The organism is Rhodococcus ruber (assembly GCF_016804345.1).
Classification (GTDB): domain Bacteria; phylum Actinomycetota; class Actinomycetes; order Mycobacteriales; family Mycobacteriaceae; genus Rhodococcus; species Rhodococcus ruber.
On sequence record NZ_CP044211.1, the window covers coordinates 4,678,320 to 4,705,145 of the forward strand.

The 26,826-nt window shown below is 72.2% G+C and carries 17 protein-coding genes; 8 read left to right on the forward strand and 9 right to left on the reverse strand.

All coding sequences use genetic code 11. The annotated features are described in order from the left end of the window. Window positions 1-31 precede the first annotated feature (31 nt). Both grpE and dnaK read right to left on the reverse strand, forming a co-directional pair. Window positions 32-676, reverse strand: a complete 645-nt coding sequence (gene grpE / locus F1734_RS21505) for a nucleotide exchange factor GrpE (protein ID WP_059174338.1) — start codon at window positions 674-676, stop codon at window positions 32-34. Continuing rightward, complete coding sequence (gene dnaK / locus F1734_RS21510) at window positions 673-2,517, reverse strand: molecular chaperone DnaK (RefSeq protein WP_010593257.1); 1,845 nt, start codon at window positions 2,515-2,517, stop codon at window positions 673-675. Before dnaK ends, grpE begins: the two co-directional genes overlap by 4 nt. Before the next feature lie 239 nt (window positions 2,518-2,756). On the opposite strand from dnaK, the gene F1734_RS21515 reads away from it, so the two are divergent. Together F1734_RS21515 and F1734_RS21520 are read left to right on the forward strand one after the other, a co-directional pair. Next, window positions 2,757-3,254 carry a hypothetical protein gene (locus tag F1734_RS21515; protein WP_010593258.1) on the forward strand — a complete coding sequence of 166 codons (498 nt, stop codon included), beginning with the start codon at window positions 2,757-2,759 and terminating at the stop codon, window positions 3,252-3,254. A gap of 168 nt (window positions 3,255-3,422) precedes the next feature. Next, complete coding sequence (locus F1734_RS21520) at window positions 3,423-4,331, forward strand: type IV toxin-antitoxin system AbiEi family antitoxin domain-containing protein (protein WP_059174337.1); 909 nt, start codon at window positions 3,423-3,425, stop codon at window positions 4,329-4,331. A gap of 73 nt (window positions 4,332-4,404) precedes the next feature. On the opposite strand, the gene F1734_RS21525 is transcribed toward F1734_RS21520, so the two are convergent. From F1734_RS21525 to F1734_RS21535, 3 genes are all read right to left on the reverse strand, one after another. Continuing rightward, the gene (locus F1734_RS21525; protein ID WP_203011022.1) at window positions 4,405-5,856 is read right to left on the reverse strand and encodes a dynamin family protein; all 1,452 of its coding nucleotides are present in this window, start codon (window positions 5,854-5,856) and stop codon (window positions 4,405-4,407) included. Beyond that, window positions 5,853-7,679, reverse strand: a complete 1,827-nt coding sequence (locus F1734_RS21530; RefSeq protein ID WP_203011023.1) for a dynamin family protein — start codon at window positions 7,677-7,679, stop codon at window positions 5,853-5,855. The genes F1734_RS21525 and F1734_RS21530 overlap by 4 nt, the downstream gene beginning before the upstream one ends. A 119-nt stretch (window positions 7,680-7,798) precedes the next feature. Continuing rightward, window positions 7,799-10,123, reverse strand: a complete 2,325-nt coding sequence (locus tag F1734_RS21535) for an IniB N-terminal domain-containing protein (protein ID WP_203011024.1) — start codon at window positions 10,121-10,123, stop codon at window positions 7,799-7,801. Window positions 10,124-10,368: 245 nt separating this feature from the next. Between F1734_RS21535 and F1734_RS21540 the strand changes: the two genes are divergently transcribed. From F1734_RS21540 to F1734_RS21560, 5 genes are all read left to right on the forward strand, one after another. Continuing rightward, on the forward strand, window positions 10,369-12,168 hold the full coding sequence (locus F1734_RS21540; protein ID WP_119699991.1) for an Hsp70 family protein: 1,800 nt from the start codon (window positions 10,369-10,371) through the stop codon (window positions 12,166-12,168). 3 nt (window positions 12,169-12,171) lie between these two features. Further along, window positions 12,172-14,640 carry a LuxR C-terminal-related transcriptional regulator gene (locus F1734_RS21545; RefSeq protein ID WP_203011025.1) on the forward strand — a complete coding sequence of 823 codons (2,469 nt, stop codon included), beginning with the start codon at window positions 12,172-12,174 and terminating at the stop codon, window positions 14,638-14,640. Next, window positions 14,631-16,139 (forward strand): Hsp70 family protein, encoded by a 1,509-nt coding sequence (locus F1734_RS21550; protein WP_072786517.1) that lies wholly within the window; start codon window positions 14,631-14,633, stop codon window positions 16,137-16,139. The genes F1734_RS21545 and F1734_RS21550 overlap by 10 nt, the downstream gene beginning before the upstream one ends. 92 nt (window positions 16,140-16,231) lie before the next feature. After that, window positions 16,232-17,560, forward strand: coding sequence for a S1 family peptidase (locus F1734_RS21555; protein ID WP_040270590.1), 1,329 nt, complete (start codon window positions 16,232-16,234; stop codon window positions 17,558-17,560). Between the two features lie 119 nt (window positions 17,561-17,679). Then, window positions 17,680-18,981 (forward strand): S1 family peptidase, encoded by a 1,302-nt coding sequence (locus F1734_RS21560; RefSeq protein ID WP_040270589.1) that lies wholly within the window; start codon window positions 17,680-17,682, stop codon window positions 18,979-18,981. A 384-nt stretch (window positions 18,982-19,365) separates the two neighbouring features. Here the strand turns inward: F1734_RS21560 and F1734_RS21565 are convergent, their stop codons facing one another. Beyond that, window positions 19,366-20,061, reverse strand: a complete 696-nt coding sequence (locus F1734_RS21565; RefSeq protein ID WP_010593270.1) for a DUF8020 domain-containing protein — start codon at window positions 20,059-20,061, stop codon at window positions 19,366-19,368. 482 nt (window positions 20,062-20,543) lie between these two features. Between F1734_RS21565 and F1734_RS21570 the strand changes: the two genes are divergently transcribed. Beyond that, entirely contained in the window at window positions 20,544-23,906 is a 3,363-nt protein-coding gene (locus F1734_RS21570) for a (Fe-S)-binding protein (RefSeq protein ID WP_203011026.1), read from the forward strand. Between the two features lie 133 nt (window positions 23,907-24,039). Here F1734_RS21570 and F1734_RS21575 read toward each other — a convergent pair whose 3' ends face one another. The 3 genes from F1734_RS21575 to F1734_RS21585 form a co-directional block, all read right to left on the reverse strand. After that, entirely contained in the window at window positions 24,040-24,984 is a 945-nt protein-coding gene (locus F1734_RS21575; RefSeq protein WP_203011027.1) for a type IV toxin-antitoxin system AbiEi family antitoxin domain-containing protein, read from the reverse strand. Window positions 24,985-25,150: 166 nt separating this feature from the next. Further along, complete coding sequence (locus F1734_RS21580; protein WP_010593273.1) at window positions 25,151-26,302, reverse strand: alkane 1-monooxygenase; 1,152 nt, start codon at window positions 26,300-26,302, stop codon at window positions 25,151-25,153. Between the two features lie 197 nt (window positions 26,303-26,499). Then, entirely contained in the window at window positions 26,500-26,703 is a 204-nt protein-coding gene (locus F1734_RS21585; protein ID WP_003938894.1) for a cold-shock protein, read from the reverse strand. Window positions 26,704-26,826 lie beyond the last annotated feature (123 nt).

The following is a 26,826-nucleotide window of genomic DNA, read 5'->3' on the forward strand; positions in this document are numbered from 1 at the left end:
GGTGTCTCCTCCTCTCGCTGCTTCTCTGTACTTACTCGTCGTCCGCACCGGAATCCGGCTTTTCGGCCGGTGCGTCGCCCGACAGGACCGTGTCCGTCACGGTCACCATCGCGTGCCGCAGGATCCGCTCACCGAGCCGGTATCCCTTGCGCAGCACCGTGTCCAGCACCGGGTTGGCGCCGTCGCCCTCCATGTGCACGGCCTCGTGGATCTCCGGGTCGAAGGCGTCGCCCGGGTCACCGAAGGGCTGGAGCCCCAGGCCCGACAGGACGCCGGTCAGCTTGTCCGCCACCGACTTCAGCGGCCCCTGCTCGAGGTCGCCGTGCGCGCGGGCCCGGTCGAGGTCGTCCACGACGTCGAGCAGCTGGGTGACCACCGAGGCCTTGGCCGCCTCGGTCGTGACCACCCGCTCGCGCTCCACCCGACGCCGGTAGTTGGCGTACTCGGCGGTGAGGCGCTGCAGATCCGCGGTGCGCTCGGCCAGCTGAGCCGATTCGGGCGACGGCTCGGCCGCGAGCGCGGCCTCCTCGTGTTCTCCCGCAGCCGGAGCTTCGGTGTCCGTCTCCTCCACAGGCTGCGACCCGGCGTCCGGGTCGCGAACCTCGAAGGTGTCGGGGTCGATCCGACGCTTGTCGGTGACGGTCACCGGCTCCTGCTCGGGCTGCCCCGCCGTCACTTCTTCTCCGAGTCGGTCGGCTCGTCGACGACCTCGGCGTCGACGACGTCGTCCGAGCCCGCAGCCGCGCCGTCACCGGCGGCAGCACCCGCGTCGGCGGCCTGCGACTCGTACAGGGACTGACCGAGGGCCTGCGACTCCGTCGCGAGCTTCTCGACGGCGGTCTTCACCGCGGCGATGTCCGTGCCGGCGAGCGCGTCCTTGGTCTCCTTGATCGCGGACTCGACCTTGCCCTTGGCGTCGGCAGCGACCTTGTCCTCGTTCTCCTGGAGGAACTTCTCGGTCTGGTGCACGAGCGACTCGGCCTGGTTGCGGACCTCGGCCTCCTCGCGACGCTTGCGGTCCTCCTCGGCGTGCGCCTCGGCGTCCTTGATCATCCGGTCGATCTCCTCCTTGGAGAGGCCGGAGCCCTCCTGGATCTTGATCGTGTTCTCCTTGCCGGTGCCCTTGTCCTTCGCGGTGACGTGCACGATGCCGTTGGCGTCGATGTCGAAGGTCACCTCGATCTGCGGGACGCCGCGCGGAGCCGGGGCGATGCCACCGAGTTCGAACGAGCCGAGCAGCTTGTTGTGCGCCGCGATCTCGCGCTCACCCTGGAAGACCTGGATCTGCACCGACGGCTGGTTGTCGTCGGCCGTGGTGAAGGTCTCCGACCGCTTGGTCGGGATGGTGGTGTTGCGCTCGATGAGCTTGGTCATCACGCCGCCCTTGGTCTCGATGCCGAGGGACAGCGGGGTGACGTCGAGCAGCAGCACGTCCTTGACCTCGCCCTTGAGGACGCCGGCCTGCAGGGCGGCGCCGACGGCGACGACCTCGTCCGGGTTCACGCCCTTGTTGGGCTCACGGCCACCGGTCAGCTCACGCACCAGGTCGGTGACGGCAGGCATACGGGTCGAGCCGCCGACCAGGACGACGTGGTCGATGTCCTTGACGGAGATGCCGGCGTCCTTGATGACCTGCTGGAACGGCGCGCGGGTGCGGTCGAGGAGATCGGAGGTGATCTTCTGGAACTCGCTGCGCGAGAGCTGCTCGTCGAGGAACAGCGGGTTCTTGTCCGCGTCGACCGTGATGTACGGGAGGTTGATGGACGTCGACTGCGAGCTCGACAGCTCGATCTTCGCCTTCTCCGCGGCCTCACGCAGACGCTGCAGGGCCATCTTGTCCTTGGTCAGGTCGACGCCGTGCTGCGCCTTGAACTTCTCGACCAGCCAGTCGACGACGCGCTGATCCCAGTCGTCACCGCCGAGGTGGTTGTCGCCGGAGGTCGCGCGGACCTCGACGACGCCGTCGCCGATCTCGAGCAGGGACACGTCGAAGGTGCCGCCGCCGAGGTCGAAGACCAGGATGGTCTGTTCCTTCTCACCCTTGTCCAGGCCGTAGGCGAGGGCAGCGGCCGTGGGCTCGTTGACGATGCGCAGGACGTTCAGGCCGGCGATCTGCCCGGCTTCCTTGGTGGCCTGCCGCTGTGCGTCCTCGAAGTAGGCGGGGACGGTGATGACGGCGTCGGTGATCTCCTCACCGAGGTAGGCCTCGGCGTCGCGCTTGAGCTTCATGAGCGTGCGCGCGCTGATCTCCTGGGAGGTGTACTTCTTGCCGTCGATCTCCACGGTCCAGTCGGTGCCGATGTGGCGCTTGACCGAGCGGATGGTGCGATCGACGTTCGTGACCGCCTGGTTCTTGGCGGGCTGGCCGACCAGCACCTCGCCGTTCTTGGCGAAGGCGACGACCGACGGGGTGGTGCGCGATCCCTCGGAGTTGGCGACCACTACGGGCTCGCCGCCCTCCAGCACGGAAACGACGGAGTTGGTGGTTCCGAGGTCGATACCGACCGCACGAGCCATAGTGCTTCTCCATTCTTCGCTGCGACACATCCGTGCCACATGGGTGTTCATGCACAACCTGAGCCGATCCGACTCAGCTGAGCGCAGTCGACTCAAGCTTGCACCCGTCCGGAAGTCCCAGTCAAGTCAAAGTTGAGTCGCTGTCGCTCAAGTTGTCTGCTTTCTCCAACGGCACACCACCGCGGGTTGTTCCCTTCGTGACTCGGATCACACAAAATGGCGAAGGCTACGATCCCGGAGTGAGCACACGCCCGCAGCCGCCTCGCCCCGAGTTCTCGGTCACCCCGCTCCGCACAGCCGACACCCCCGGCCCCCGCGTCGGCGCCGCAGTCTCGGCCTGGGGCCTGTCGTTCGTCGTCTTCGCCGGACTCCTCGGCGCCGTCTACCTCGACCGCGAATCCGTCCGGGACGCCCTCGAGCAGTCGCTGCGGAGCGCCAACCCCGGCACCACCGCCGCGAGCATCGCCGACACCGTCGCCCTCACCCTCACCGGCTTCGCCGCCGCCGGCCTGCTCCTCGTCGCGCTCGCCGCCGTCTTCCTCGAGCTCCTGCGCCGCGGCCGACCCTGGGCCCGCCCCGCACTCGCCGTCGTCTCCGTCGCCACCGTCGTCACGGCCGTCGCCGCCCGCAGCGTCCTCGCCGACGCCGGCGACGCCACCGCCGGCGTCCTGCTGTGGGCTCCCCTGCTGTGGGCCGGGCTCACCGTCGTCGGCGCGGTCGCGACCTGGCGTCGCTGACCCCACTGCTCGTCGCGCACGAAAGTGCCTCATGCGCGCGTTCTCACGCGCGCATGAGGCAGCGACGCGCGCAAGGAGTTGTCCACAACCGGCGGCTTCATCCACAGATCCGGCCCGCACGCCGCCGAGCGCGCGCGACCGACGGATGTCCACCCCACTCTGGTCGGCATGAACGACCCGACACCACTACGACGTGCGGACCTGCTCGCGTCCGGACACACACCCACCGAACTACGCAACGCGCTGCGCACGGGACGCCTGCGCAGGATCGCTCCCGGCATCTATCTTCGGCGGCACGAGACCGACGGCCTCGACGACGTCGACCGGCACCGGCTGCGCGTGCAGGCCCTGGCCCCCGCGCTGGACGCCGACGCGGTCTTCAGCCACGTCTCGGCCGCCGTCCTCCACGGCTTCGACCTGTGGAACGTGGACCTCTCCCGCGTGCACGTCACCCGCGGGCGCACGTCGGGCGGTCGCCGGACCCCCCACCTGCACGTCCACGTCGGCGGGTACGGGGCCGACGAGATCGCCACGTGCGACGGACTGCCGGTCACCTCCGCCGCCCGCACCGTCGTCGATCTGGCCCGCACCCTGCCCTCGGACCACGCCACGGTGATCGGCGATTCGGCACTGCGGTTGCGTCGCGTCGACCCCGGCGCGCTGTCCGTCGCCCTGGCAGCTGCGGGGACGAAGGCCGGAATCGCCTCCGCACGGCGGGTGGTGCCCTTCCTGGACGGACGCAGCGAAAGTCCCGGTGAATCGCTGAGCAGGCTGCGGATGCGCGACGCCGGAATGCCCCGGCCGCAGTTGCAGCACGAGCTGCGGACCGGCGACGGCCGGTTCGTCGCGCGCACCGACTTCTACTGGGAGGGAATCGCCGGCGAGTTCGACGGCATGGGGAAGTACGGTGCCGACGAGCCCGGTGCGACCGCCGAGATCGTCCGCCGGGAGAAGCTGAGGGAGGACGCCATCCGGCAGCTCGGTTTCGAAGTGATCCGATGGACGTGGCCGGATCTGTTCCGTTTCCATGTCGTGCAGGCGCGGTTCGAGCAGGCGGCACAGCGGGCGCGACGCTGAAGCCCCCAAGCCTTGCGCGCGAAAGTGCCTCTTGCGCTTGTTCTTACGCGCGCAAGAGGCACCGACGCGCGCATCAGCCTGCGACGTCGGCGAGGATGCCCTCGCCGCTGCGGGCCGCCACGCTGCACGCGTTCGCGGTGAACCGGTCGAGCAGGGGGTGCTCGGCCCGGGCGCGCCAGGTGCGGACGGCGGCGACGCCCGCGGCGTGGATCTCGGCGACGGTCGCATCCGGCGCGAGACCCAGGCGCTGGGCCGGGCCGATACCGAAACCGCCGATCAGGCGCTGCAGTTCGAGCACGTCGTCCTCGCTCAGGGTGACCCGGGTCGAGCGCAGGCGGCCGAGCAGGCGCAGCTCGGTGAAACCGTGGACGTCGGCGAGCAGCCGCTGCACGGAGGCGAGCAGGGGGCCGTCGTGGTGGGCGCGCAGGACCCGTTCGAGCGACATCAGCGCCGAATGGGCCTTGAGCTGATCGGCGCGCTGGCCGAACTGCACGTCGATCACCTGGCGCAGCTCGTCGAGCCCGCTGCGCGCCACCAGCTCCGCGGCCAGCGTCGGCGAGTCCCGCACCCCGAGACCGATCAGCGTGACGGCCATGCGGATCCCGAACAGGCCGAACCGGTCGACGAGGTGCGCCCGGGTGCCCGGATCGACGGGCAGCGTGATGTCGGGGCGGGCGAACCGATCCGCCGACAGCATCGCCACCTGAAGGTCCTGCGACGGCACCTGCGCGAGCGCCTCGAACGCGGCGAACTCGCTCTGCCGCAACGTCCGCGCGCCCAGCGCGAGCAGCCCCGCGACCGGCACGACGGCCTGGCACAGTCCGGTGCGCTCGAGCTCACCCGCGAACCGGGCCGCAACCTCCTTGGCCGACATCATCGCGTCCATGCGGCCCGCGCCGACCTCGTCGGCGCGGGAGACCACACCGATCACGCCGAGCGGCCCGGATTCGCCGCCCACGTGCTGGCCGATCCGGCCGAGGAACTGCACGTCGGCGGCCCCGAGGGTGCGCATCAGGTAGACGACGGCGTCGGCGCCGGAGGCGTCGTCGTCGGGGGTCAGCAGTTCGAACGTCCGGCCCGAGACGTCCTGTGACAGCGACGACGTGCCCGGCGTGTCGATGATCGTGGTCTGGGACAGCGCACTGGCCGGCCATTCGACGTCGATCCGGTCCACCCGGTCCGCGGTCAGCTCTCCGAGATCGAAGGTGAGCCGGCCGTCGCGGCGCTGCACCGGCACCGGCAGGATCCGGTCGCCGTCGTAGTGGGCGGTGACCGAGGGGGTCGAGCCGCTGCGGTACCACGTGACGACGCGCGTGCACTCGGTGGCATCGGTGGGGGCGATGTCCTGCCCGACGAGGGCGTTGAGCAGCGTCGACTTGCCGGCCTTGAGGGACCCGGCGAGCGCGACGCGCAGCGGCTGTTCGAGCCGCGCCGCGCACAGCGCGAGCTGCTCGGCAGCGCGCGGGTCGCTTCCGTACCGGGCACGCGCGGCCGCGACAAGTTCGCGGGCCTGCTCGACACTCACGCGTCGACCCCGGCCAGCTGTGCGGCCCGTTCGCGCAGCGTGGTCAACGCCCGCACGTGCGTCTCGAGTTCGGCGACGCGGCGCTGCCGCTGCGCTTCCTCGACCGTCGCGGCCTCCTGCGCGGCGCGCAGCGACTCCGACAGCGACCGCAACGTCTGCTCGGCCAGCTCGGTGAAGTGGTCGCGCAGCTGGCGCTGGATCAGCCGGAGCCGGTCCTTCGACTCCTTGCCCACCTGGAACCCGACGTCGTCGGTGAACTTGCGGACGGCGACCTTGGCGTCTGCGCGGCGCTTGGCGATGCGTGCCTGCTTGTCGTCGCGATAGGCCTTGGTGCCGAGCACAACTCCCGCGCCGACGGAGATCGGGTTGACCAGGGCCATACCCATGAGCGTGGTGATCAGCCCGAACATGAGCACGCCGCCGTAGGAGCCCTTCATTCCCACCAGCATCTTCTGGCCGACACCGATGCGGCCCGATTCGAGGTCCGAGAGCCGGGAGACGGGCTCGAGCAGTCCCTCGAGGTCGCCGAGGTGCAGATCGGGCAGGTCCACGGCGCCGCTGTCGGCGAAGTGCCCCGCGACGACCTCGGCGAGCCACACCGAACGCTCGTGGGCCCACACGAAGTTGTCGCCGACGGACTCGGCGACCTGCTCCCCGAGCCATTCCCCGATCCGGGGCCACTCCTCGCCCGGGTCGCATTCGTCGACGGTGGCTTCAGCCTCGCGGGTGACGCGGCGCAGCCGGTCCCGCAGGTCGTGGTCGATGTCGGCGGCGAGGTCGGCGATCCCGTCGGCCAGGGTCTGCTGCCACTGGGCGGCCCGCGTGCGCAGCGCCTCCGCGGCGGCCTTCGCCCGCTGCAGTTCCGCGACGGCCGCCGCACCGGTCTCGGGATCGCGCAGCGCCGCGAGCTCGCTGCCCAGGCTCAGGGCGACGTGCTCGACGACCGACTTCACGTCCAGCGCGACGGAACGCCGGGCGACGTCGGCCCCGCGCGCGACGACCCGCTCGCGGAGGAATCCGTAGACCGATTCGAAGCCCGACTCCTCGTGCAGCGACGCGTCGTCGAGGCGCAGGGCGTGACTGCGCAGCAGCGACGAGACGGGCAGCAGGGGCACGTCGAGGCCCGCGCGCTGCAGGTGCCCACGGTCCGCGGCGACGATCTCGCGCCAGTGCGGGTACAGGTCCGTCTTGGTGATCAGCACCGCCGCGGCGGGGCACAGCTGCAGCACCTGCCGCAGGAAGCTCAGTTCCGGCTCGGTGAACTCCTGGCTGGCGTCGGAGACGACGAACACCGCGTCGGCGGCCGGAAGCAGGCCCAATGTTGCTGCGGCGTGCGGGTTTCCGTGCCCGCCGACGCCGGGTGTGTCGACGAGGACGAGGCCGTCGGCCAGCAGCGGGCTCGGCACGTTCACCTCGAGGCGGAGCACCTCGCGCCCGCCCGCGCGCGGCGTGGCGGGCGTGACGCGCTGCAGCTCGTCGACGGGCAGGTCCACCCGGACGGGATCGCGGCCGGGCTCGGCGAGCACGAGTTCGGCGAAGGTGCGGTCCGCGTTCTGCACGACGGTGGGGACGGCGGTGGTCTCGTCGTCGCCGACCGAGCACACCTCGAGGTTGAGGAGCGAGTTCACGAACTGGCTCTTGCCCTGTTTGAGCTGGCCGACGACGACGACCCGCAGGCGCGGGTCGACGACGCGGGTGCGCGCCGCCTCGAGCCTGGTGGCGAGGTCTCCGCGCTCGGCGGCGCGGATGTGTTCGGCGGCCGCGTCGATCAGTTCGACGAGGGCCGCGCGGCGAGCGGCGGCATCTGCGGAGGACGTGTGCATGGTGATCGCTTCGACTCGCCTTCTGTCGGAGTGCGGGCTGCACCGAGATTATGTCCTCTGCGAAGAACGCCGGCCCCGCGTGGTGCACGCGGGGCCGGCATCGGGGTCCGTGCAGTGAGTCAGCCGAGGAAGGTGTCGAAGTCCGGGTCGGTGTCCGCGCCGGCGCCGGCGTCGATCCCACCGTGCAAGTCGGCACCGGTTTCGGCGGAACCGAACAGGCCACCGGTGCCGCCGGCGCTGCCGAAGGCGTCACCGGCGTCGATGGACGACCAGGCACCGGTCGCGCCGTCGGCGGTGCCCGAGAGCTGGCCGCCGAGCTGCGAGGTGCTCTCGACCGCACCGCCGAGGCCGGCACCGAGCGAGCCGCCGGCGTCGGTGGCTCCCTCGACACCGCCGGTGACGGCGCCCCCGACCTGCGACGCGCCGCCCGCGGCGCCGTCGAGGCCGGCGCCGAGGCTGCCGCCCAGGTCGGTCGCACCGGCCAGGCCACCGGCCAGCTCGCCGCCCAGGTCGGCCGCTCCGCCGAGACCACCGGCCAGGCCCCCACCGAGACCCGCACCCAGATCCGCGGCGCTGTCGAGCCCACCCGTCAGACCACCGGCCAGCTCGCCACCCAGGTCGGCCGCTCCGCCGAGACCACCGGCCAGGCCCCCACCGAGACCCGCACCCAGATCCGCGGCGCTGTCGAGCCCACCGGCCAGACCACCGGCCAGCTCGCCACCCAGATCGGCCGCCCCGCCGAGACCACCGGCCAGACCCCCACCCAGATCCACCGCACCGCCGAGACCACCGGCCAGACCCCCACCGAGGCCCGCACCCAGATCCGCCGCACCGTCGAGCCCACCCGTCAGACCACCGGTGAGATCACCTGCCGCTTCGCCGCCGCCGGCGAGCTGCCCGCCGAGGTCGAGCGCACCGTCGAGGGCGTAGCCGAGCTGACCGGTCAGGTCGGCGTCGACGCCGAGCCCGCCGCCGATGGTGGTGGCCAGCTGCGAGCCGAGGTCCACGGTGGAGTCGACGGTGCCACCGAGGCCCGCCTCGAGCACGCCACCGAGGCCCGCCTCGAGCACGCCACCGAGCGCGGAACCGAGATTCGCGCCGGCCTCCCCGCCGACGGAGAACGCGGAGGCGAGCACCGCGGACAGGGTGCCGTCGGCGCTCGATTCGACGGACGCGGACAGGTCGAGCGCGACGTCGAGGGCGTTGCCGAGTTCGAGGGTGGCGGAGTTCTCGAGGCCGAGCGCGCCGCCGAGCAGCCCGCCGACCGCGGTGCCGAGGTCCAGGTCGCCGCCGGCGTCGCCGCCGAGGAGGGCGCCGAGGTCGACGCCCCCGACGAGCCCCCCGTCGGCGCCGGCCTCGAGCACGGCGCCGAGCGTGCCGCCGAGATCACCGGCGACGGAACCACCGGCCTCGAGCAGAGCCGACAGGGAGGCACCGAGTCCGGCGGTCACGCCGGTGACGGCGTCGAGACCGCCGCCGAGGTCCAGACCGCCGGCGAGGCCGGTTCCGAGTTCGAGGACGGAGTCGAGGGCGCCGCCGAGCTGCGCGGTGAGTTCGGTGCCCAGCCCGAGCGTGCCGCCGAGGGTCGCGCCGACGGCCGTCGCGAGGTCCGCGCCTCCGGCGAGGGCCGCCTCGACGGCGGCGGAGAAGTCGCCGCCCGCGGCGAGTGCCGTGTCGAGCAGCCCGCCCAGCGCCCCGCCGAGCTGGCCGCCGAGCTCGCCACCGACCCCGAAGGCGGCCTCGAGTGCACCGGACAGGTCGAGCGCCGTCCCGGCCGTGGCGCCGAGCGCCGCATCGAGCGCTGCGCCCAGGTCCGCGACGACTCCGGTTGCGGCATCGAGTCCGAGACCGCCGGCGAGTGCCCCGGAGAGCACCGCGCCCAGGTCCAGGTCGCCCGCCAGGTCCACGGCACCGGAACCGATGCCGCCGAGGGCACCGCCCGCGCCGAGGGCCGCGCCGAACGCCGCGCCGAGGGCGGCACCGAGATCACCGCCGAGTTCCAGGGCCGCGCCCAGTGTGCCGGTGAGGCCGGCGGCCAGCTCGGCCGCGAAGTCGGTGTCGATACCGAGGCCGCCGCCGAGGCCACTGCCGACGGCACCCGCGAGGCCGAGCCCCGCACCGCCAGCGAGACCGAGACCCGCACCGCCGGCCAGACCCCCGGCGAGACCACCGGCCGCACCGGCCCCGATGGCACCGGCCGCACCGGCTCCGATGGCGCCGGCCGCGCCCGCCGCCCCGCCGAGCGCCGCGGTCAGCTCGGCGGCCGTGCCCGCGAACAGTCCGCTGTCGGCGACGAGGGGCGCGACGGCGACGATGTCGGCGTGGCACACGTCGGCCAGCCCGGCCTGGGCCAGGGCGGCGTCGGGGTTCGCGCAGTAGCGGGCGAGGGCCTCGTCGTCGCGCAGCAGGCTGAGGATGAAGTCGAGCACAGCGTTGGTGGACATCGCATCTCCTGGGGTCGGTGTTCTGCGATTCACGCTACGAACGGCCGGTCCCCCGCCCAAGGGGGCCGAGACCCCCCTCGGTCCGGGGCCCGTACGGGGGTGCGCATTAGGGGATCGGGGCGGACAGGGGGATCGCCCCCGCACCAGGGTCGAAGGTCTCGTATCGGGCTAACGACATCGTGTCCGATTACGACATTCAACGCGACACGGCGGATACGTCCGCCCCGAACAGGGAGCGAAACGACATGGCAGCAGGGCTCGGAGTCACGATCGGTTCGGCGGATTCGGTGGCGGCCACCGCGTTCGATCGCGCCGACACGTACCGTCCGGTCGTCCTGTCCCGTGCCAGCGAACTGCACCTTCCCCCCGACGACGCGCCGCACCTCGGTCACCGGCCGGCCGCCCCGGGGGCGCTGGTGTTCACCGACTTCGTGAGCCGCGTCGGGGATCCCGTCGGTGTGCTCGCCGACAACGGAGCGTCGTACTCCGGGGCGGACCTGACCGCGACGGCGATCGGCTGCCTGGTGCACGAGGCCTCGCTCGACCTGCCGGAGGCCCCCGCGATCACGGTGGCGCACCCGGCGACCTGGGCCGGTTACACCGTCGACGCGCTGCGCGAGGCCCTGTCGCGGGCCGGGCTCGCGGACGTGACGCTGATGCCCGAGCCGATCGCCGCGGTGCGCTGGCTCGAGGCCACCCGGGGTCCCCTCGGCGACGGGGTGGTCGTCGTCTACGACCTGGGCGCCCGCACGCTCGACGTCTCGGTGGTACGCACCGGCGCCGAACCGGTTCTTCTCGGCCGTCCGATCGCGAGCGAGGACGTGTGCGGCGGTCACCTCGACCATCTGGTCACCACCCATCTGCTGGACACCGTGCGCGACGACGTCCCCGACTTCGATCCGTTCGCCGCGCCGATGACGGCGGCGCTGGCGGAGCTGCGTACCCGGTCGAGAGCCGCGAAGGAGCAGCTGTCGACCGACACCGAGACGGTCGTCGCGATCGATCTGCCCGGGGTGCGGCGGGACGTGCGTCTCGTACGCGACGAGTTCGAGGAACTGGCCCGCGGCCCGCTGCAGGCGTCGACGGCGCTGGTGCACGAGGCGCTGCGCGGGGCCGGGGTCGAGCCGTCGGATGTGGGGCGGGTGCTGCTCACCGGTGGCGGCGGCGCGATCCCTCTCGTCGCCGAGCTGCTCTCGGCGGAGCTGGGCGTCGCGGTGGTGGCCGGGCCGCATCCGGCCCACACGGCGGCCCTCGGGGCGGCCCAGCCACGGGCGGGAACCGCGGTCGCCGCCCCGGTGGACGACGATGTGCCCACCACCGTGCTGCCGGTGACGACCGCCCGGCCGACCGAGGCGATCTCGCCGGTCCGCCCGGCCGTCGTCCCCGCCCCGGCTCCGGCCGCCGCGGCGGCTGCGGCTCCCTTCCGGTCGCGGCGCTACGTGCTCGCGGGGGCCGCGGCCGCTGCGCTCGTTCTGCTCGGTGCGGGTGGTCTCGCGGTGGGGACGCTCGGCACGTCCGACGCCTCGGAGGCCGGCGTCGGCGCCGCCACTTCCGCGACCGTCCCGGGCGCGACCCCCGCCTCGGCCGGGGGGCCGGCGACGACCGCGACCACCGGCTCCGGCACGAGCAGTGCCGTGCCCGCGACGACACCGGGCACGCGGGCCGCGGCCACGGCGGCGACGCCCGGGGCGCCCGGGACCGTCGCCCCTGCCGGGTCCGTTCCCGCGGGCACCACCGCGCCCGGTGCGGCGCCGGGCGCACCGGCCCCCGGCACCGTCGCCCCGGGCACCGTCGCCCCGGGCACCGTCGCCCCCGTCCCCACGACGACCCCTCCCCCGGCTCCCGCTCCCGCCCCGGCACCGGCTCCCGCGCCGGCGCCCGCCCCGAACTACGGTTCCCAGGTCGGTGATGCCCTCGGCGGTGCCGGTGAGGGTGCCGGTGCGGTCGTCGGCGGCGCCGGCAACGCGGTCGGCGGTGTCGTCGAAGGGGTCGGCGGCGCCGTCGGTGGCGTCGTCGACGGCGTCGGCGGACTTCTCGGCAACTGACCGATGCCGCAACCCGTTTCCCTGCCGCGCGACGTCGCGCACGCCGTCGCCGCGAGTCCTCCCCGGCTGCTGCTCGCCGGTCCCGCCGGCAGCGGCAAGTCCGCGTTGCTGTCCTCGGTGCGGCAGACGCTCGCCGATCGGGGCCTCACCGTCGGCACCGATCCGGATTCGCCCGCGACGTCGGCGCTGGTGGTCGACGACGCACACACCCTGCCCGCCGAGTCCGTCCTCGCGCTCGCCGAGCAGGTGCGGCGCGGCGAGCGGGCGGTGGTCGTCGCGACGGAACCGCGGCCTCACCGCGGCGATCTGCGCGCGCTACTGTCCGCGTTCGGCACGCACTCGGCGCTCGTCGAACTGCGCCCCCTCAGCCCACGCGAAATCGCCGGTCGGGCAGCGACTCTCGGACTCACGCCGCGTCCGGAACCGATCCGCGCGGTGCACCGCCTGACCGGCGGGACCCGCGACGTCGTGGACGCGGCCCTCGTGGCACTGCGCGACGGCACCGATCCCCGACGGGCCGCCGCGGCCCGCGTCCGGGACCGGCTCGCCGGTGGCGACCCGGACCTGCCCCGGGTGCTGGTCCTCGCCGCCCTCGGCGGCACCCTCGATCCGCTCGAGGTCGCCTCCGTCCTCGGCGTCGAGGCGGACCGCGCGCGGGAGCTCGTCGACGCCGCGCGAGCCAGTGGCCTGCTCACCGTCGACGGCGACGTCCCGATCCCCGCGGCCGCCGCGGTGCCCGCCACCGTCCTCGGATCCCACGGTGTCCGCACGCTCGCGCACCGGCTGGCGGCGCTGCGTCTCGACGCGGGGCTGCTGTCCGCCGACACCGCCCGCGCCCTCGCCGACGCGGGCGTGGCCGACGCCCGTCTCGCGGACCGTCTCGTGACGCTCGCCGCCGAGGCCGCGCCCGCGCAGGCCCTGGCGCTGTACGACGCCGCGATCCGCGCCGGTGCCGACGCCGACGCGCTCGATGTGCGCCGCGCCGAGACCGCCGGGCTCGCCGGTGATCTCGCCACCGCCGCACAGCTCACCGATCGGCTGCTCGACCGGGCCGCAACCCTGCCCGGCGACGAGCTGACCGCCGCGACCCGCATCGCCGCGACCGTCGCCGCGCGCCGCGGCATGCTCGGTCGCAGCGCGGATCTGTACGAGTGGCTCGGACCCGAGCGCGCGGGTGCCGATGCGCCCGTCGCCGCGACGGTGCTGCTCGCCGCGGGCCGTCCCGGCGCCGCTGCCCGGTTCGGCACGGCTGCGCCGGCACCGACGTCGTCCGCGGCGGCCGCGCAGCTGCTGGCCGCCGGCCTGCGCGAGTCCGTCGGTGGCGACGGGCGCGTCGCGATGAACAGCCTCACGCGGGCCCTGTCCGTGCACGGCACCGGCGACCGGACGCGGCTGCTGCCGGACACCCCGGAGGCGGTCACGGCACTGCTGTGCCTGCACTCCGGCGAACTCGTCCATGCCGCCGCCGTGCTCGGCCGCCCCAGCACCGTGCCGTCCGTGCGGCACCGCCTGCTCGCGGCGTGGACGGCGCTGATCGGCGGGGACCTGCCGGTGGCCACGGCCGCCGCCGACGAGCTCGCCCCCTCGGCGACCGAGCAGCGGGACCAGCTGTTCCTGCACGGGCTGCGGGTGGGCCTGGCCCGCCGCGGCGGCGACGTCGGCGCGCTGACCGCCGCCTGGACCGCGGCGCAGGGCGTGGTGGCCGCATACTCGGTGGACCTGCTGAGCCTGCTGCCCCTCGGCGAGTTGTGGCTCGCAGCGGTCCGGCTCGGCGAGGCCGACCGCATCGCCCATCTGGTCGCTCAGGCGCAGGAGCTCCTGTCGACCCTCGGTGAACCGCCGCTGTGGGGCGCGACGCTGCACTGGTACGGGGTGCAGGCGGCCATCGCCGCGGACCGGCCCGCGGAGCTGTTGCCGCACGCCCGCGCGCTCGGGTCGGCGGCGGAGTCCACCGCCTACGCGGCCGCCCTGGCGCGGGCCGGGCAGGCGTGGCTGCGGGTGCTGCAGGGCGACGCCGATCCGGCGCGGGTGCAGGCGGCGGCGGAGTCACTTGCCGCGATCGGCCTGCCCTGGGACGGGGCACGACTGGCCGGCGAGGCCGCGTTGCGGGTGGGCGACACCGCGACGGCGACGGCCTTGCTGCAGGTCGCACGGGCGGTGCGGCACCCGTCGGCCGCGCCGCGCTCCCCCGCGCCGGCGCCCGCTGCCGCCGCGCCGATGGCCCCGAGTCCCCTGTCGGATCGGGAGGCGGAGGTCGCCGACCTCGTCGTCGCCGGACTGACCTACCGCGAAGTAGGGTCCCGCCTGTACATTTCCGCGAAGACTGTCGAGCATCACGTCGCGCGCATCCGGCGGCGGCTCGGCGCCGGCTCGCGATCGGAGCTCATCTCGATGCTCCGCGCGCTCGGGCACGGGGCCGAGGCTCGGCAACCGGCAACCAGTGGGAACGGGGGGACTTCCGCATGTCCGTAGGCGTGGGCCTGAAAGTCGGCACCACCGTGTCCGCCGTGGCCGTCACCTCCGCCGAGGGCATCCGTCCCGACCCCGAACCGGTCGAACGCCTCACCCACTTGCACCTGCACTCCGACGGCACGGCCACACTCGGCGTCCGCGACCCCGGTGCCGGCGGGTGCAGCTCCTTCGCCGGCTTCGTCGACCGTGTGGGCGACCCGGCCGGGGTGCGCGCCGAGGACGGTGCGCTCTCCCGCGCCGAGGACCTCGTGGCGACCGCGATGGAATGCCTCCTCGCCGACGCCGCGCCCCTGGTCGGCGACGCCCCGGCGACGGTGGCCGCCGCGCATCCCACCGAATGGTCCCCGGCCACCGTCGCGGTGCTGCGCAACGCCCTCGACTACGTCGGGTTGCGGCACGTCGCCCTCATCTCCGACGCCGAGGCCGTCGCGGCGTGGTTCGAGGCGCGGGTCGCGCAGCAGAGCGGTCGGCTCGTCGCCGTCTATCACCTCGACGCCGGCGGATCGACGGTGACGCTCGTGCGTTCCGGTGTCGCCGCGGGCCGCGCGTTCCGCTATCCGGAGGGCGACGCCCCGTCGGTGCCCGCGCAGCTGTCGGCCGCGCTCGGCGCGTTCGGCTGGCTCGTCAGCAACCTCGATGCCGTCGTGATCAGCACCGAGGACCCCGTGGACCCGTCGGCGGCACAGCTCGTCGCGCAGGCCGTGAAGGCCGGGATGGGCGTGCGGTGCGTGCTGCCGCCGCAGCCGCAGCACACGGTGGTGCGGGGCGCGGCGCTCGCGGCCGCGGCCGGGTCGGCGGACATGGTCGGCGCCACCCGGATCATCCCGGCGGTCCGCTCGGCCGCCGCCGCACGCACACCGCTCGAGCCCCCTGCCGCCCCCGAACCCCGTGTCGCCCCCGAACCCCGTGCCGACGCCGGCCCCGCCGTCGCGGCGACCGTTACCGACCGGGGATCCGCCGAGCCGGACCGCGTCCCACCCAACCGGCTCGTCGTCAGCGGCGCCGTCGCGGCCGCCGTCGCGCTGCTCGTGGGAATGGGTGCCCTGGTGTTCTCGCTGCGGGACACCCCGGCGGAGACCCCCGTGCGGGAAGCGGGCGCCGCCTACGAGTCGCTGTCGAGCGCCGTGCAGGTGCCGTCGACCACCGGGACACCGACCGGTACCACCGCCGCCCCGGCGACCACCCCCGACGCGGCGCCGGTCGCCGTCGACTCGGGGCCCGTCGACTCGTGGCCCGCCGTCACCGAGCCGCTGCCCGCGGCCGCGGTCGCCCCGTCGACCCGGTCCACCACATCCCGCCCGGCACCCACCACCACCACGCGTTCGACCACGGCCGAACCCACCACGAGCGCGGCCACCCGGGAACGGGACCGGCCCACCCGGACGACGACCCCCACCGCCACCACGACCGTCGCGCCGACCACGACGGTCACGTCCACGCCCACCGGAACCACGGAACCGGACCCAACGGACACCACCGGTTCCGAGGCACCGGAGTGAGACCAACCGTCCCGTACGCTGTCACACGGTCGTGCTCGCTCCCGCGGCACGATCACGCACGAAACCCGTCAACACATTCTCGAAGGGCCCCCATGCGTTACTCGTCGGCGTCGCGCGCCGCTGCTCGTACCACCGTCCGCCGTGTCGTCGTCGCTGCGGCGTCGGCGCTGCTGCTGGCCGGGCCGCTCGCCGCGACCGCCCACGCGGCCCCGGCCGACCAGCTGCCGGTGGATCAGCTGCCCGCCGAACTCGTCGAGGCCATCAGCCGGGACCTGAAGATCAGCGCCGACGAGTACCTCGAGCGGTCCGAACGCGCCCAGGAACTCGCGGACTACGCGCGCACCTTCCGCGCCGAACGGCCGGACGACTTCGCCGGGGCATGGCTGGGCACCGACGGTAAGCCCGTCGTCGCGGTCACCAACCCCGACGCTGCCCGGCAGGCCGAGAACGACGGCTACCACGTCACCGTCGCGCCGGTGTCCGCGGACGGGCTCGAGCGGTCCCTCGCCGAGCTGAACCGCTGGGTCGCCGCGCTGCCCCGCGAACTGGCCTCCCAGGTGAACTCGACGTCGATCGACGTGTTCAACAACCGGCTGATCGTCGACATCGCCAACAGCCCCGCCGGCCGCGCCCTGAACCTGCCGACGCTCATCGCCAACGTCCAGGTCATGCTCACCCCCGGCCAGCCGCCGAACGAGCCGGGCCCGCTCGGGGGCGACACCTACATCACCGCCGACGGCGACGTCCGCTCGACGCCGCTCGACCGCATCGGCGTGTGCTCGTTCGGCTTCAACGCCGTCGACGCCGACGGGTCGGCCGTCAACATCACCGCCGGCCACTGCGACGCGGTCGCCCGCGAGGACGGCGGCTCCACCGTCTACCTGCCCAACCGGGAGAACATCGACGAGAGCGTGAAGATCGGCGCGTTCACCCGCTCGACCGTCGGCGAGGGCAGCACCCTGGACTACGGCATCATCGGCCTCGACCAGGCGGGCGTGGACGTCGGCCTGAACCGGCCCGTGATCCGCGGCGGCAACGGCTCGACGCTCACCGTCACCGGCACCGCGGCGCCCGTCGCCGGTGCCCCGGTGTGCAAGTCCGGGCAGTCGTCGTACTTCACGTGCGGCATCGTCGCCGCCGACCGGATCGAGACCCAGCTGGTCCGCGCCGACGGCACGAGCACCACGATCCGGGGCTTCGCGACCACCGCCTGCACCCTCTCCGGCGACAGCGGCGGCGCCATCGTCACCGGCACCCTCGCGCTCGGGGTGATCAGCGGCTCCAACAGCTCCGGCGCCCCGGACTGCGTGGAAGCCAACCTCGTCCTCGCCCCGCAGGGCGGCACGTCCAGCCTGGGCATCGCGATCCAGGACATCGAGGCCGAGACCGGCGCGCGGGTGCGCACCGGCGCGGCGGCCTGACCGGTTCGCGCGGCTGGGTGTACACGCCGCCGAACCCATATGATCGTCCCGTCCAGCACCGGCCCGCCCGGGGCCGGCATCTCCGCGCACCGTCGCGGAGATCAACGAGGAAGGCATCCATGCGACGCTCCTTCGCCCGTCGAGCAGCGGTCTACGGTTCGGCAGCGCTCATGCTGTTCGGCCCCGCCGCCGCCATCGCCCAGGCCGAACCGGCCCCGATCGAGGCGACGGCGCTGCCGAACGAACTCGTGGAGGCGCTGGCCCGGGACCTGCAGATGAGCCCCGAGCGGTACCTGACGGACGCTGCCCGCAGCCAGGAGCTGGCCCGCTTCGCCGAGACGGCGCGGGAGCAGTTCGCTGCCGTGTTCTCCGGTGTGTGGCTCGAGCAGGACGGCACGCCGAAGGTGGGGCTGACCGAGGGTGAGGGCTACGACGCCGCCCGCGAGGCCGCCGAGGACGCCGGATTCACCGTCGAGGACACCGACCGCACCGAGACGCAGCTGCGCGACGAACTGAAGGCGCTGAACGACTGGCTGGCCACCCAGCCGCCCGCCGTCGCCGACCTGGTGCGCGGCGTCGCCATCGACGTCGTGCACAACGACGTCGTGCTGCGCACCGAGAACGTCGCCGGGATCGAGCTGCCCGACTTCCTGCAGGGCGCCCGGGTGCTGTTCGCGCCCGCACCGCTCGTCCCGGAGCCGGCCGCAGGGGACCTGCAGCCCGTCGCCGATCTCGCCGCCCCCACGGCCCTGTTCGGCGGGGACGCCTACGCCGCCCTCGGCGCCGGCGATGGTCTGCGCTGCTCGCTCGGCTTCAACGCCGTCGACGGCTCGGACCGGCCGGTCAACATCACCGCCGGGCACTGCGACCCGAACCGGCCGTCCGCCGGCACCGAGTACGCGTCGAAGGTGTACCACCTGATCGGCGAGGAACTCGGCCAGCAGCTCGGCACCTTCGAGAAGACCAGCCTGGACGGCCACGACTACGCCCTGATCCGGCCCACCGCCGAGGCACAGGGCCGGTTCGAGAACAACGGGGTGCGGGTGCCGCTCGCGGCGCCGCTGCCGATCACCGGTATCGCCGAGCCCGTCGTCGGTGCGCCCGCGTGCAAGTCCGGCGTCCGCTCGGGCTACAGCTGCGGTGTCGTGACCGCGGCGGGTCAGACCGTCGAGGTCGGCCACCGGGTGCTGAGGGACGGCTTCTCCACCAACCTGTGCGCCCTGCAGGGCGACAGCGGCGGCACGATCGTCACCGGCACCCTCGCCCTGGGCATCTCCAGCGCCTCGAACGTCGGCCAGTACGGCATGTGCGAGATCGCCGGCGTGGTCAGCGGTCTGCTCGGCGAGTCGCCGGAGCTGTTCGCGACGCCGATCTCCGCGGTCCTCGCCGAGAACCCCGGGCTGCGCGTGCGCACCTGGTGATCGTCGCTCTGTGAGAGCGTCACTGTGAGTGGTCCCCGAGGGCCCGCCTCCGACCGGAGGCGGGCCCTCGTGCTGTGCGGCGTGTCGCACCGGGCGCGACGATCGGAAACCAGCCGACCGGTTTAGGATCCAGAACGTCCCGAGGTCCGGCTGCGGAGTGTTCCGCGGCCGGACTGTTGCATATCCCGGCGTCCGCTGACGGCCGGTTCGACAGAAGGTGAGTGGCCGGTGTCAACAGATCTGTTGCTGGTCGGGGTCGATATCGTGGGCTACGCCGTCGAGATAGTGGTGCATCTCTTCCGGTTGATCACGCTCAACTCCTGAGCTCCGAAGACAACTGCGGCCCCCCGCCATGGCGGGGGGCCGCAGTTGGATTGCTTGGGACTACTCAGCCCACTGAGTGGTGCCCGGAGGGGCCATCAGGGTCTGGATCAGGCCGATTCCGGCGACGATCAGCGTCGGGCCGCCGGCAGCGATGGTACCGACGACACTGCCGATGCCGAAACCTGCGGCACACCCGGGAAGTGCAGCGATGAGGGCGGTCGGAATACCGCCGGCCACCGCACCGATGACACACCCGATGATGCCGCCGGTCAAACCACCGACTGCAGAGGCGATCGCGAGCTGCGAGCTGAAGTTCTGCTGAGCCTTGAGGTTCTCCTCAGGCGACGCGACATCCTTCAGCGCCAGGCTGACGGGGTTCAGGCTCGGAGCCGTCTTGTCCTCCGGAGCGACCGGAGTCGCCTGGGACATGTCGGTGACCGGGGTGAGGGTGAGGGTCTTGCCGTCCTCGCTGATCTCCCGCTCGAAAGGCAGCTGCAGATCCCCGAGCTGGAAAGCCAGGGGAAGGCTGACGACCGCGTTGCCGTCGCCGTCCTGCAGTTCGACATTCTTGCCGTCCCCGGAAACCTGGAAGGTACCGGCGTCGATGACGGTGACGACGGACTCGCCGTCGACCTTGGACTCGTAGTTGATCTTCTCCGGTGCCGTGACCGCCGGAGCGGCGTAGGACGTGCCGGCGGTGAGGCCGACGGCAGCGATGGTCATCGCCGCCACGGCGGCGAGCTTCCTGAACTTCATTCGATTCCGTTCTGTGACTTCGGCGCACGCCCCCGACGGACGCCCCCCAAGTTCTGACACCAATGCGCCCCTGCGCACCGTAGGCCCTGATCGCGGGTGCGCGAAGCACATCTCGCGCAGCATCATAACCGACATCACAGGGATCGTCGCGTCCGGAATGTGCCGAATCCGTTGCCGGTCTGTTGCCCGACTCGACGGTAGGGATGCCGAAGCGTGACCGGTTACCGCACGTTAGGTATGCCTGACTCAATGAGTCGAAAGGTTTAACGCTTACCGTGGGCGGACACTCACGCTACGGCGCGATGCGGCAATTCGGCCGCCCCCCACGCGGTCGACCTCCACCAGGCACCGCGCCGCAGCACCGCGAGACTAGACTACTGGCCGGTAACTTCCTATAGCTACCGGCTGGTAACTTAGTTCGGGTTACGATGCGTGGGCTTATACCAGGCGGCCGCGGCCGCCCCCGACACGAAAGGCCACCTATGAATGCCCTGACGATCACGTTGGGCACGATCGGCGTGCTGCTCAGTCTGGTGTGCTGGTACTCGTTCATCGGTGGCGCGATGAAGATGGTCAACGTCGTCCGGATCGGCCAGCCGGCTCCGGATCGGTGGCAGCCGTTCTTCCCGCGCTTCAAGCAGATGCTCGTCGAGTTCGTCGCACACACCCGGATGAGCAAGTTCCGCACCGTGGGCTGGGCCCACTGGCTGGTGATGGTCGGCTTCATGCTCGGCGCGATCGTCTGGTTCGAGGCCTACGGCCAGACCTTCGACCCGGCGTTCCGCTGGCCGCTGATCGGCAACACCGCCGTCTACCACCTGATCGACGAACTGCTCGGCCTCGGAACCGTGATCGGCATCACTGCCCTGATCATCATTCGGCAGCTGAACCACCCGCGGAAGCCCGAGCGGCTCTCGCGTTTCGCCGGCTCCGACTTCCGGGCGGCGTACTTCGTCGAGACCGTCGTCCTCATCGAGGGCCTCGGCATGATCTTCGTCAAGGCCGGCAAGATCGCGACCTACGGCCACGCCAACCCGTGGACCGACTTCTTCACGATGAACCTCGCCAAGCTGCTGCCGGCGAGCGCCGTGATGGTGTCGATCTTCGCGTTCGTGAAGTTGATGTCCGGCATGATCTGGCTGTACGTCGTCGGCCGCAACATCACGTGGGGTGTCGCCTGGCACCGCTTCGCCGCGTTCTTCAACATCTACTTCAAGCGTGAAGACGACGGTGGCGTCGCCCTCGGTGCCGCGAAGCCGATGACGTCGAAGGGCAAGGCCATCGACATGGAGACGGCCGATCCGGACACCGACACCTTCGGTGCCGGGAAGATCGAGGACTTCTCCTGGAAGGGCTGGCTCGACTTCACCACGTGCACCGAGTGCGGCCGCTGCCAGTCGCAGTGCCCGGCCTGGAACACCGGCAAGCCGCTGTCGCCCAAGCTGCTCATCACCTCGCTGCGCGACCACGGCTACGCCAAGGCGCCCTACCTGCTCGCCGGTGGCCGCAAGGACCTCGGCGGCGACGAGATCGGGCTGGTCGACGCCGAGGGCAACCCGGACGAAGCCAAGCTCGGAAAGATCCCGGCCGCAGCGCTGGCCGAGACCGACCGCAGGCTCGTCGGCGAGACCGTCGAGGGCGAGCTCGCGCCCGTCATCGACACGGAAACGCTGTGGAGCTGCACCAACTGCGGTGCCTGCGTCGAGCAGTGCCCGGTGGACATCGAGCACGTCGACCACATCATCGACATGCGCCGCTACCAGGTGCTCATCGAGTCCGACTTCCCGTCCGAGCTCGCGGGTCTGTTCAAGAACCTCGAGAACAAGGGCAACCCGTGGGGCCAGAACGCCAAGGACCGGCTCAACTGGATCTCCGAACTCGACTTCGACGTTCCGGTGTTCGGTCAGGACGCGGACACCTTCGCCGACTACGAGTACCTGTTCTGGGTCGGCTGCGCCGGTGCCTACGAGGACCGGGCCAAGAAGACCACCAAGGCCGTCGCCGAGTTGCTCGCGACCGCCGGCGTGAAGTTCATGGTGCTCGGCGCCGAGGAGACCTGCACCGGCGACTCGGCACGTCGCGCGGGCAACGAGTTCCTGTTCCAGCAGCTCGCGATGCAGAACATCGAGACGCTGAACTCGGTGTTCGAAGGCGTCGAGGACTCCAAGCGCAAGATCGTCGTCACCTGTGCGCACTGCTTCAACGCGCTCAACAACGAGTACCCGCAGGTCGGCGGTAACTACGAGGTCGTCCACCACACCCAGCTGCTCAACCGCCTCGTGCGGCAGAAGAAGCTGGTGCCGGTGGCGTCGGTGAGCCAGGACGTGACCTACCACGATCCCTGCTTCCTCGGCCGCCACAACAAGGTGTACGACGCGCCGCGCGAGCTCATGGCAGCGTCCGGTGCGAAGCTCACCGAGATGCCGCGGCACGGCGAGCGATCCATGTGCTGCGGTGCCGGTGGTGCCCGCATGTGGATGGAAGAGAAGATCGGCAAGCGGATCAACATCGACCGCGTCGACGAAGCGCTGTCGACGAGTCCGTCGAAGATCGCCACCGGCTGCCCGTTCTGCCGCGTCATGCTCAACGACGGTGTCACCGCTCGCCAGGAGAAGGGCGAGGGTGAGGGCGTCGAGGTCGTCGACGTCGCGCAGCTCATGCTCGACTCGATCACGCGTCTCGAACCGGCGCAGCTCGGCGAGAACCTCAAGGTGATCCCGAGTGAGCGGCCCGCTCCCGCCCCGGCCGCGGACTCGAAGGGCGCCGCCGTGGCGTCCGAGGCCGTCGCCGAGACCGAGGAGAAGGAACGCGTCGAGGAGATCGAGGAGGCGGCCGCGACGCCGGCAGCCCCCAAGACGGCCCCGGCCGGTGGTCTTCAGATGAAGGGCGCCGCCAAGGCTCCCGGCGCGAAGCCGGGCGGACTGCAGATGAAGGGCGGTCTGAAGGCTCCGGGCGCGAAGGCTTCCGGTGACGGCGCCGCAGCCGAAGCTCCCGCTGCACCCGCCGCCAAGCCGGGCGGGCTGCAGATGAAGGGCGGGCTCAAGGCCCCGGGCGCCAAGAAGGCCGCCCCGGCGGCTCCGGCCGCCGAATCCGCTCCTGCCGAGGCACCGGCTGCGCCGAAGGCGAAGCCGGGCGGGCTGCAGATGAAGGGCGGGCTCAAGGCCCCGGGCGCCAAGAAGGCCGCCCCGGCAGCTCCGGCCGCCGAGGCTCCCGCCGCGGAGGCGCCGGCTGCCGAGGCACCGGCCGCACCGTCGGTCCCGAAGGCCAAGCCGGGCGGGCTGCAGATGAAGGGCGGGCTCAAGGCCCCGGGCGCCAAGAAGGCCGCCCCGGCGGCTCCGGCCGCCAAGGCTCCCGCCACCGAGGCTCCCGCCTCCGCGGAAGCACCCGCTGCGGAAGCACCGGCTGCGGAAGCACCCGCTGCCGAGACTTCGACGGCTCCCGAGCCGCCGAAGGCGAAGCCGGGCGGCCTGGCCTTCAAGGGTGGAGCAAAGGCTCCCGGCGCCCGCAAGGCCGCCGCGCCGACAGCTCCAGCCGAGAAGTCCGAGCCGGCTGGAAAGCCCGAGCCGGCTGAGAAGCCCGCGGCCCCCGAAAAGGCACCGGAACCGGCGCACGCACCCCCGGGTGAGGCACCCGATCCGGACGCCCCGCCGGAGAAGGCACCGGAGCCCGAGACGCAGTCGACCAACGGCGCGGAGGCAACGCCGACCAACGGTGCGGAGGCAACGCCGACCAATGGCGCCGAGGCCTCGCCGACCAATGGCGCCGAGTCCCCGGCTCCCCCGCAGGCCAAGCCCGGCGCGCTGGGCTTCCGGTCCGGCGCCAAGGCCCCCGGCCGGCGCTCGTAACGCCAGCGACGCCCCCCACCTCGTGTGGGGGGCGTCGTCGTCTTCCCGAGCAGACACCCTTTCTACCGTCCTTGCACCCCTTGCGTACGCCCACAGCGGGGGCAAGCACGCGACGACGGGTGCAAGCTCGACCTCAGACCCTGAACGTCCCGGTGGGCCGCGGGCCCCGCGCGGCCCGCGTGATCGCCTCCCGGATGCGGTCGGCGACCACCAGGGGTACGGCCAGCTCGTCCCACACCCAGCGCACCACGGTCCAGCCGGCGTCGCGCAGACGATCCTCACGCTGCTTCTCCCGCCACACCGTCTCCTCCGGCGCGACGTCGTCACCCCGGTACTTCACGCGACCGTCGAACTCACCGATCACCCCGTGGTCCGGAAGCAGGAAATCGACCCGGGCCAGCCACCGTCCACCGGCCTCGTGGACCGTCGCCTGGGTCAGTGGTATCGGAAGTCCGTCGCGGACGAACAGCACGCGGCTGCGGGACTCGCCGACGCTCTCGCTCCGTCCGTCCATGAACTGCGCCGCGCGCAGGCCCTTCGCATGACCGGGGTGGCGGACGTTGCGCGCCAGCGCGTCGGTCACGTCGGCGACGGAGATCCCGCACGTGTGCAGGGCGTGGTCCCCCGCGACGACGGCCTGCTCGAACGGAAGGGTGCGGGCGAGGTCGGCGACGGTGCGCGCGACGGTCAGCACGCGCGCTCCGTCGATCTCGGTGACCTCGTCGGGAGCGAACGGCGACGCGTGCAGGTTCCGTCCCGGCGTGCGTTTCGCTCCCCCGGCGCGGTTGCGGGTCAGGTGGACGTCGTCCAGCGGGGTGTGCCACAGGGCGAGGCCGTGCAGGACGGCGGCCGAGACGTGGCTGAGCGCGGCGTCGGAACGGATCGCCCCGGCCACCGCGACGGTCCGGCGATGGTGGCGGCCGTATTCGTCGAGCTGCGAATAACTCTCGGCCGGCAGGTAGGCGCCGCGGTGGACGCGGTGCCAGTGCCCGCGCCCGCACAGTCGCCGGATCTCGCGATCGCTGACGCCCCGCTCGAGGGCCGCAGCGCGCCGGATGATGTCGTGTTCGTCGCCCATGCGGTCACAGTGCCGTATCGGGCCGGGCGCACACTGCGACGACGGCGGGACCGACTCGATCTGTGGATGGATCGCCCGGTTGTGGACAGCCGAGCTTGCGCCGGATATCGCGTCCTTGCACCCGAATTCGACGGCCGCATCGGATGCAAGCATGCGGATACGGGTGTCAGCTGTGCCGGGCGATGAGCTCCTCGCGACGTGCGGGATCGAGGTTCACGCGCGAGACGTCACCGTCGTAGTGGTCGAGCAGTCGCGGGTCCATCACCTTGCGCCACAGCGGCGGAACGAACGACAGCAGGATCATGACGGCGTAGCCGGCGGGCAGCTGCGGCGCCTCCTCCATCGTGCGCAGCGTCTGGTAGCGCCGCAGCGGATTGGCGTGGTGGTCGCTGTGCCGCTGCAGGTGGTAGAGGAACAGGTTGCTGCAGCTGTGGTCGCTGTTCCAGCTGTGCCGGGGCGCCACCCGCACGTAGGAACCGTCGGGTCGCTGCTCGCGCAGCAGGCCGTAGTGCTCGAGGTAGTTGGCGGCCTCGAGGAACATCACCGCCAGGACCGCCTGCACGATCAGCCACGGCGCGACGGACCACCCGAACACCGCGATCAGCCCGGCGTACAGCACGACGGTCAGCGCCCAGGCGTTCAGGACGTTGTTGCGGGGGCTCCACCAGGGCAGCCCGCGACGGGCCAGGCGGTCGCGCTCGTACCGCCAGCCCGACCGGACGCCACCGAACACCGAGCGCGGCAGGAACTTCCAGTACGTCTCGCCGAACCGGGCCGTCGCGGCGTCCTCTGGGGTGGCGACGCGCAGATGGTGACCGTGGTTGTGTTCGACGAAGAAATGCCCGTACCCGGACTGGGCGAGGGCGATCTTGGCGAGCCGGCGTTCGAGGTCGGTGCGCTTGTGCCCGAGCTCGTGCGCGGCGTTGATGCCGACGCCGCCGACCACGCCGACGGTGGCGGCCATCGCGAACCGCTCGGGCCAGCCCATCGGCGCGACGGTCCAGACCCAGCAGGCGAAGACGAGACCGGCGTACTGCAGCGGCAGGTACAGGTAGGTGCACCAGCGGTAGTACCGGTCCTCCTCGAGCTCACGCACGAGTTCTTCCGGCGGGTTGGCCTTGTCGACGCCGGTGAATCGATCGACGAGCGGGACGATCACCGCGATCAGCAGCGCGCCGAACGCCCAGAAGAGTCCCAGACGCAGGTACTCGACGAGCACCCACGCGACGAACGGGCTCAGCGGGACGGCGAGCCCGCACAGCCACAGGTATCGCTTGCGGTCCCGCCACTGCGCCACAGCGGCACCGTCCCCCACCATCTACACCAACCCCCTGGTTGTCTCGCCCATCTCCCGAACATCACGGTTCCCACATGCGTATGCCCGCGACGCGCCGGAATGTTACCGAATGGTAGGACAAAAGAGACGAACTGCCCAATGGGTTGTGACCTGGACCGAAAGCAGCAGCGGCGCCGCACCGAAGGTGCAGCGCCGCCGAATTGTCGGGACGAACCCGCTCAGATGGGACGAACCCCCTGGGCCTGCGGACCCTTCTGTCCCTGTCCGATCTCGAACTCGACCCGGGCCCCTTCGTCCAGCGACTTGAAACCGGAACCCTGGATCTCCGAGTAGTGAACGAACACGTCGGGTCCACCGCCGTCCTGCTCGATGAAGCCGAAACCCTTTTCGGCGTTGAACCACTTCACAGTTCCCTGTGCCATACCGTACGACTCCTCAATCCACCCGCGCGTCACCCCGACGCCACGGTCACAAGTCGTCATGATTGCACTTTTCGAGCCGAACGTCGCGGTGGACGCGGCGACGCGCCCCAAATCCGGCTGAAA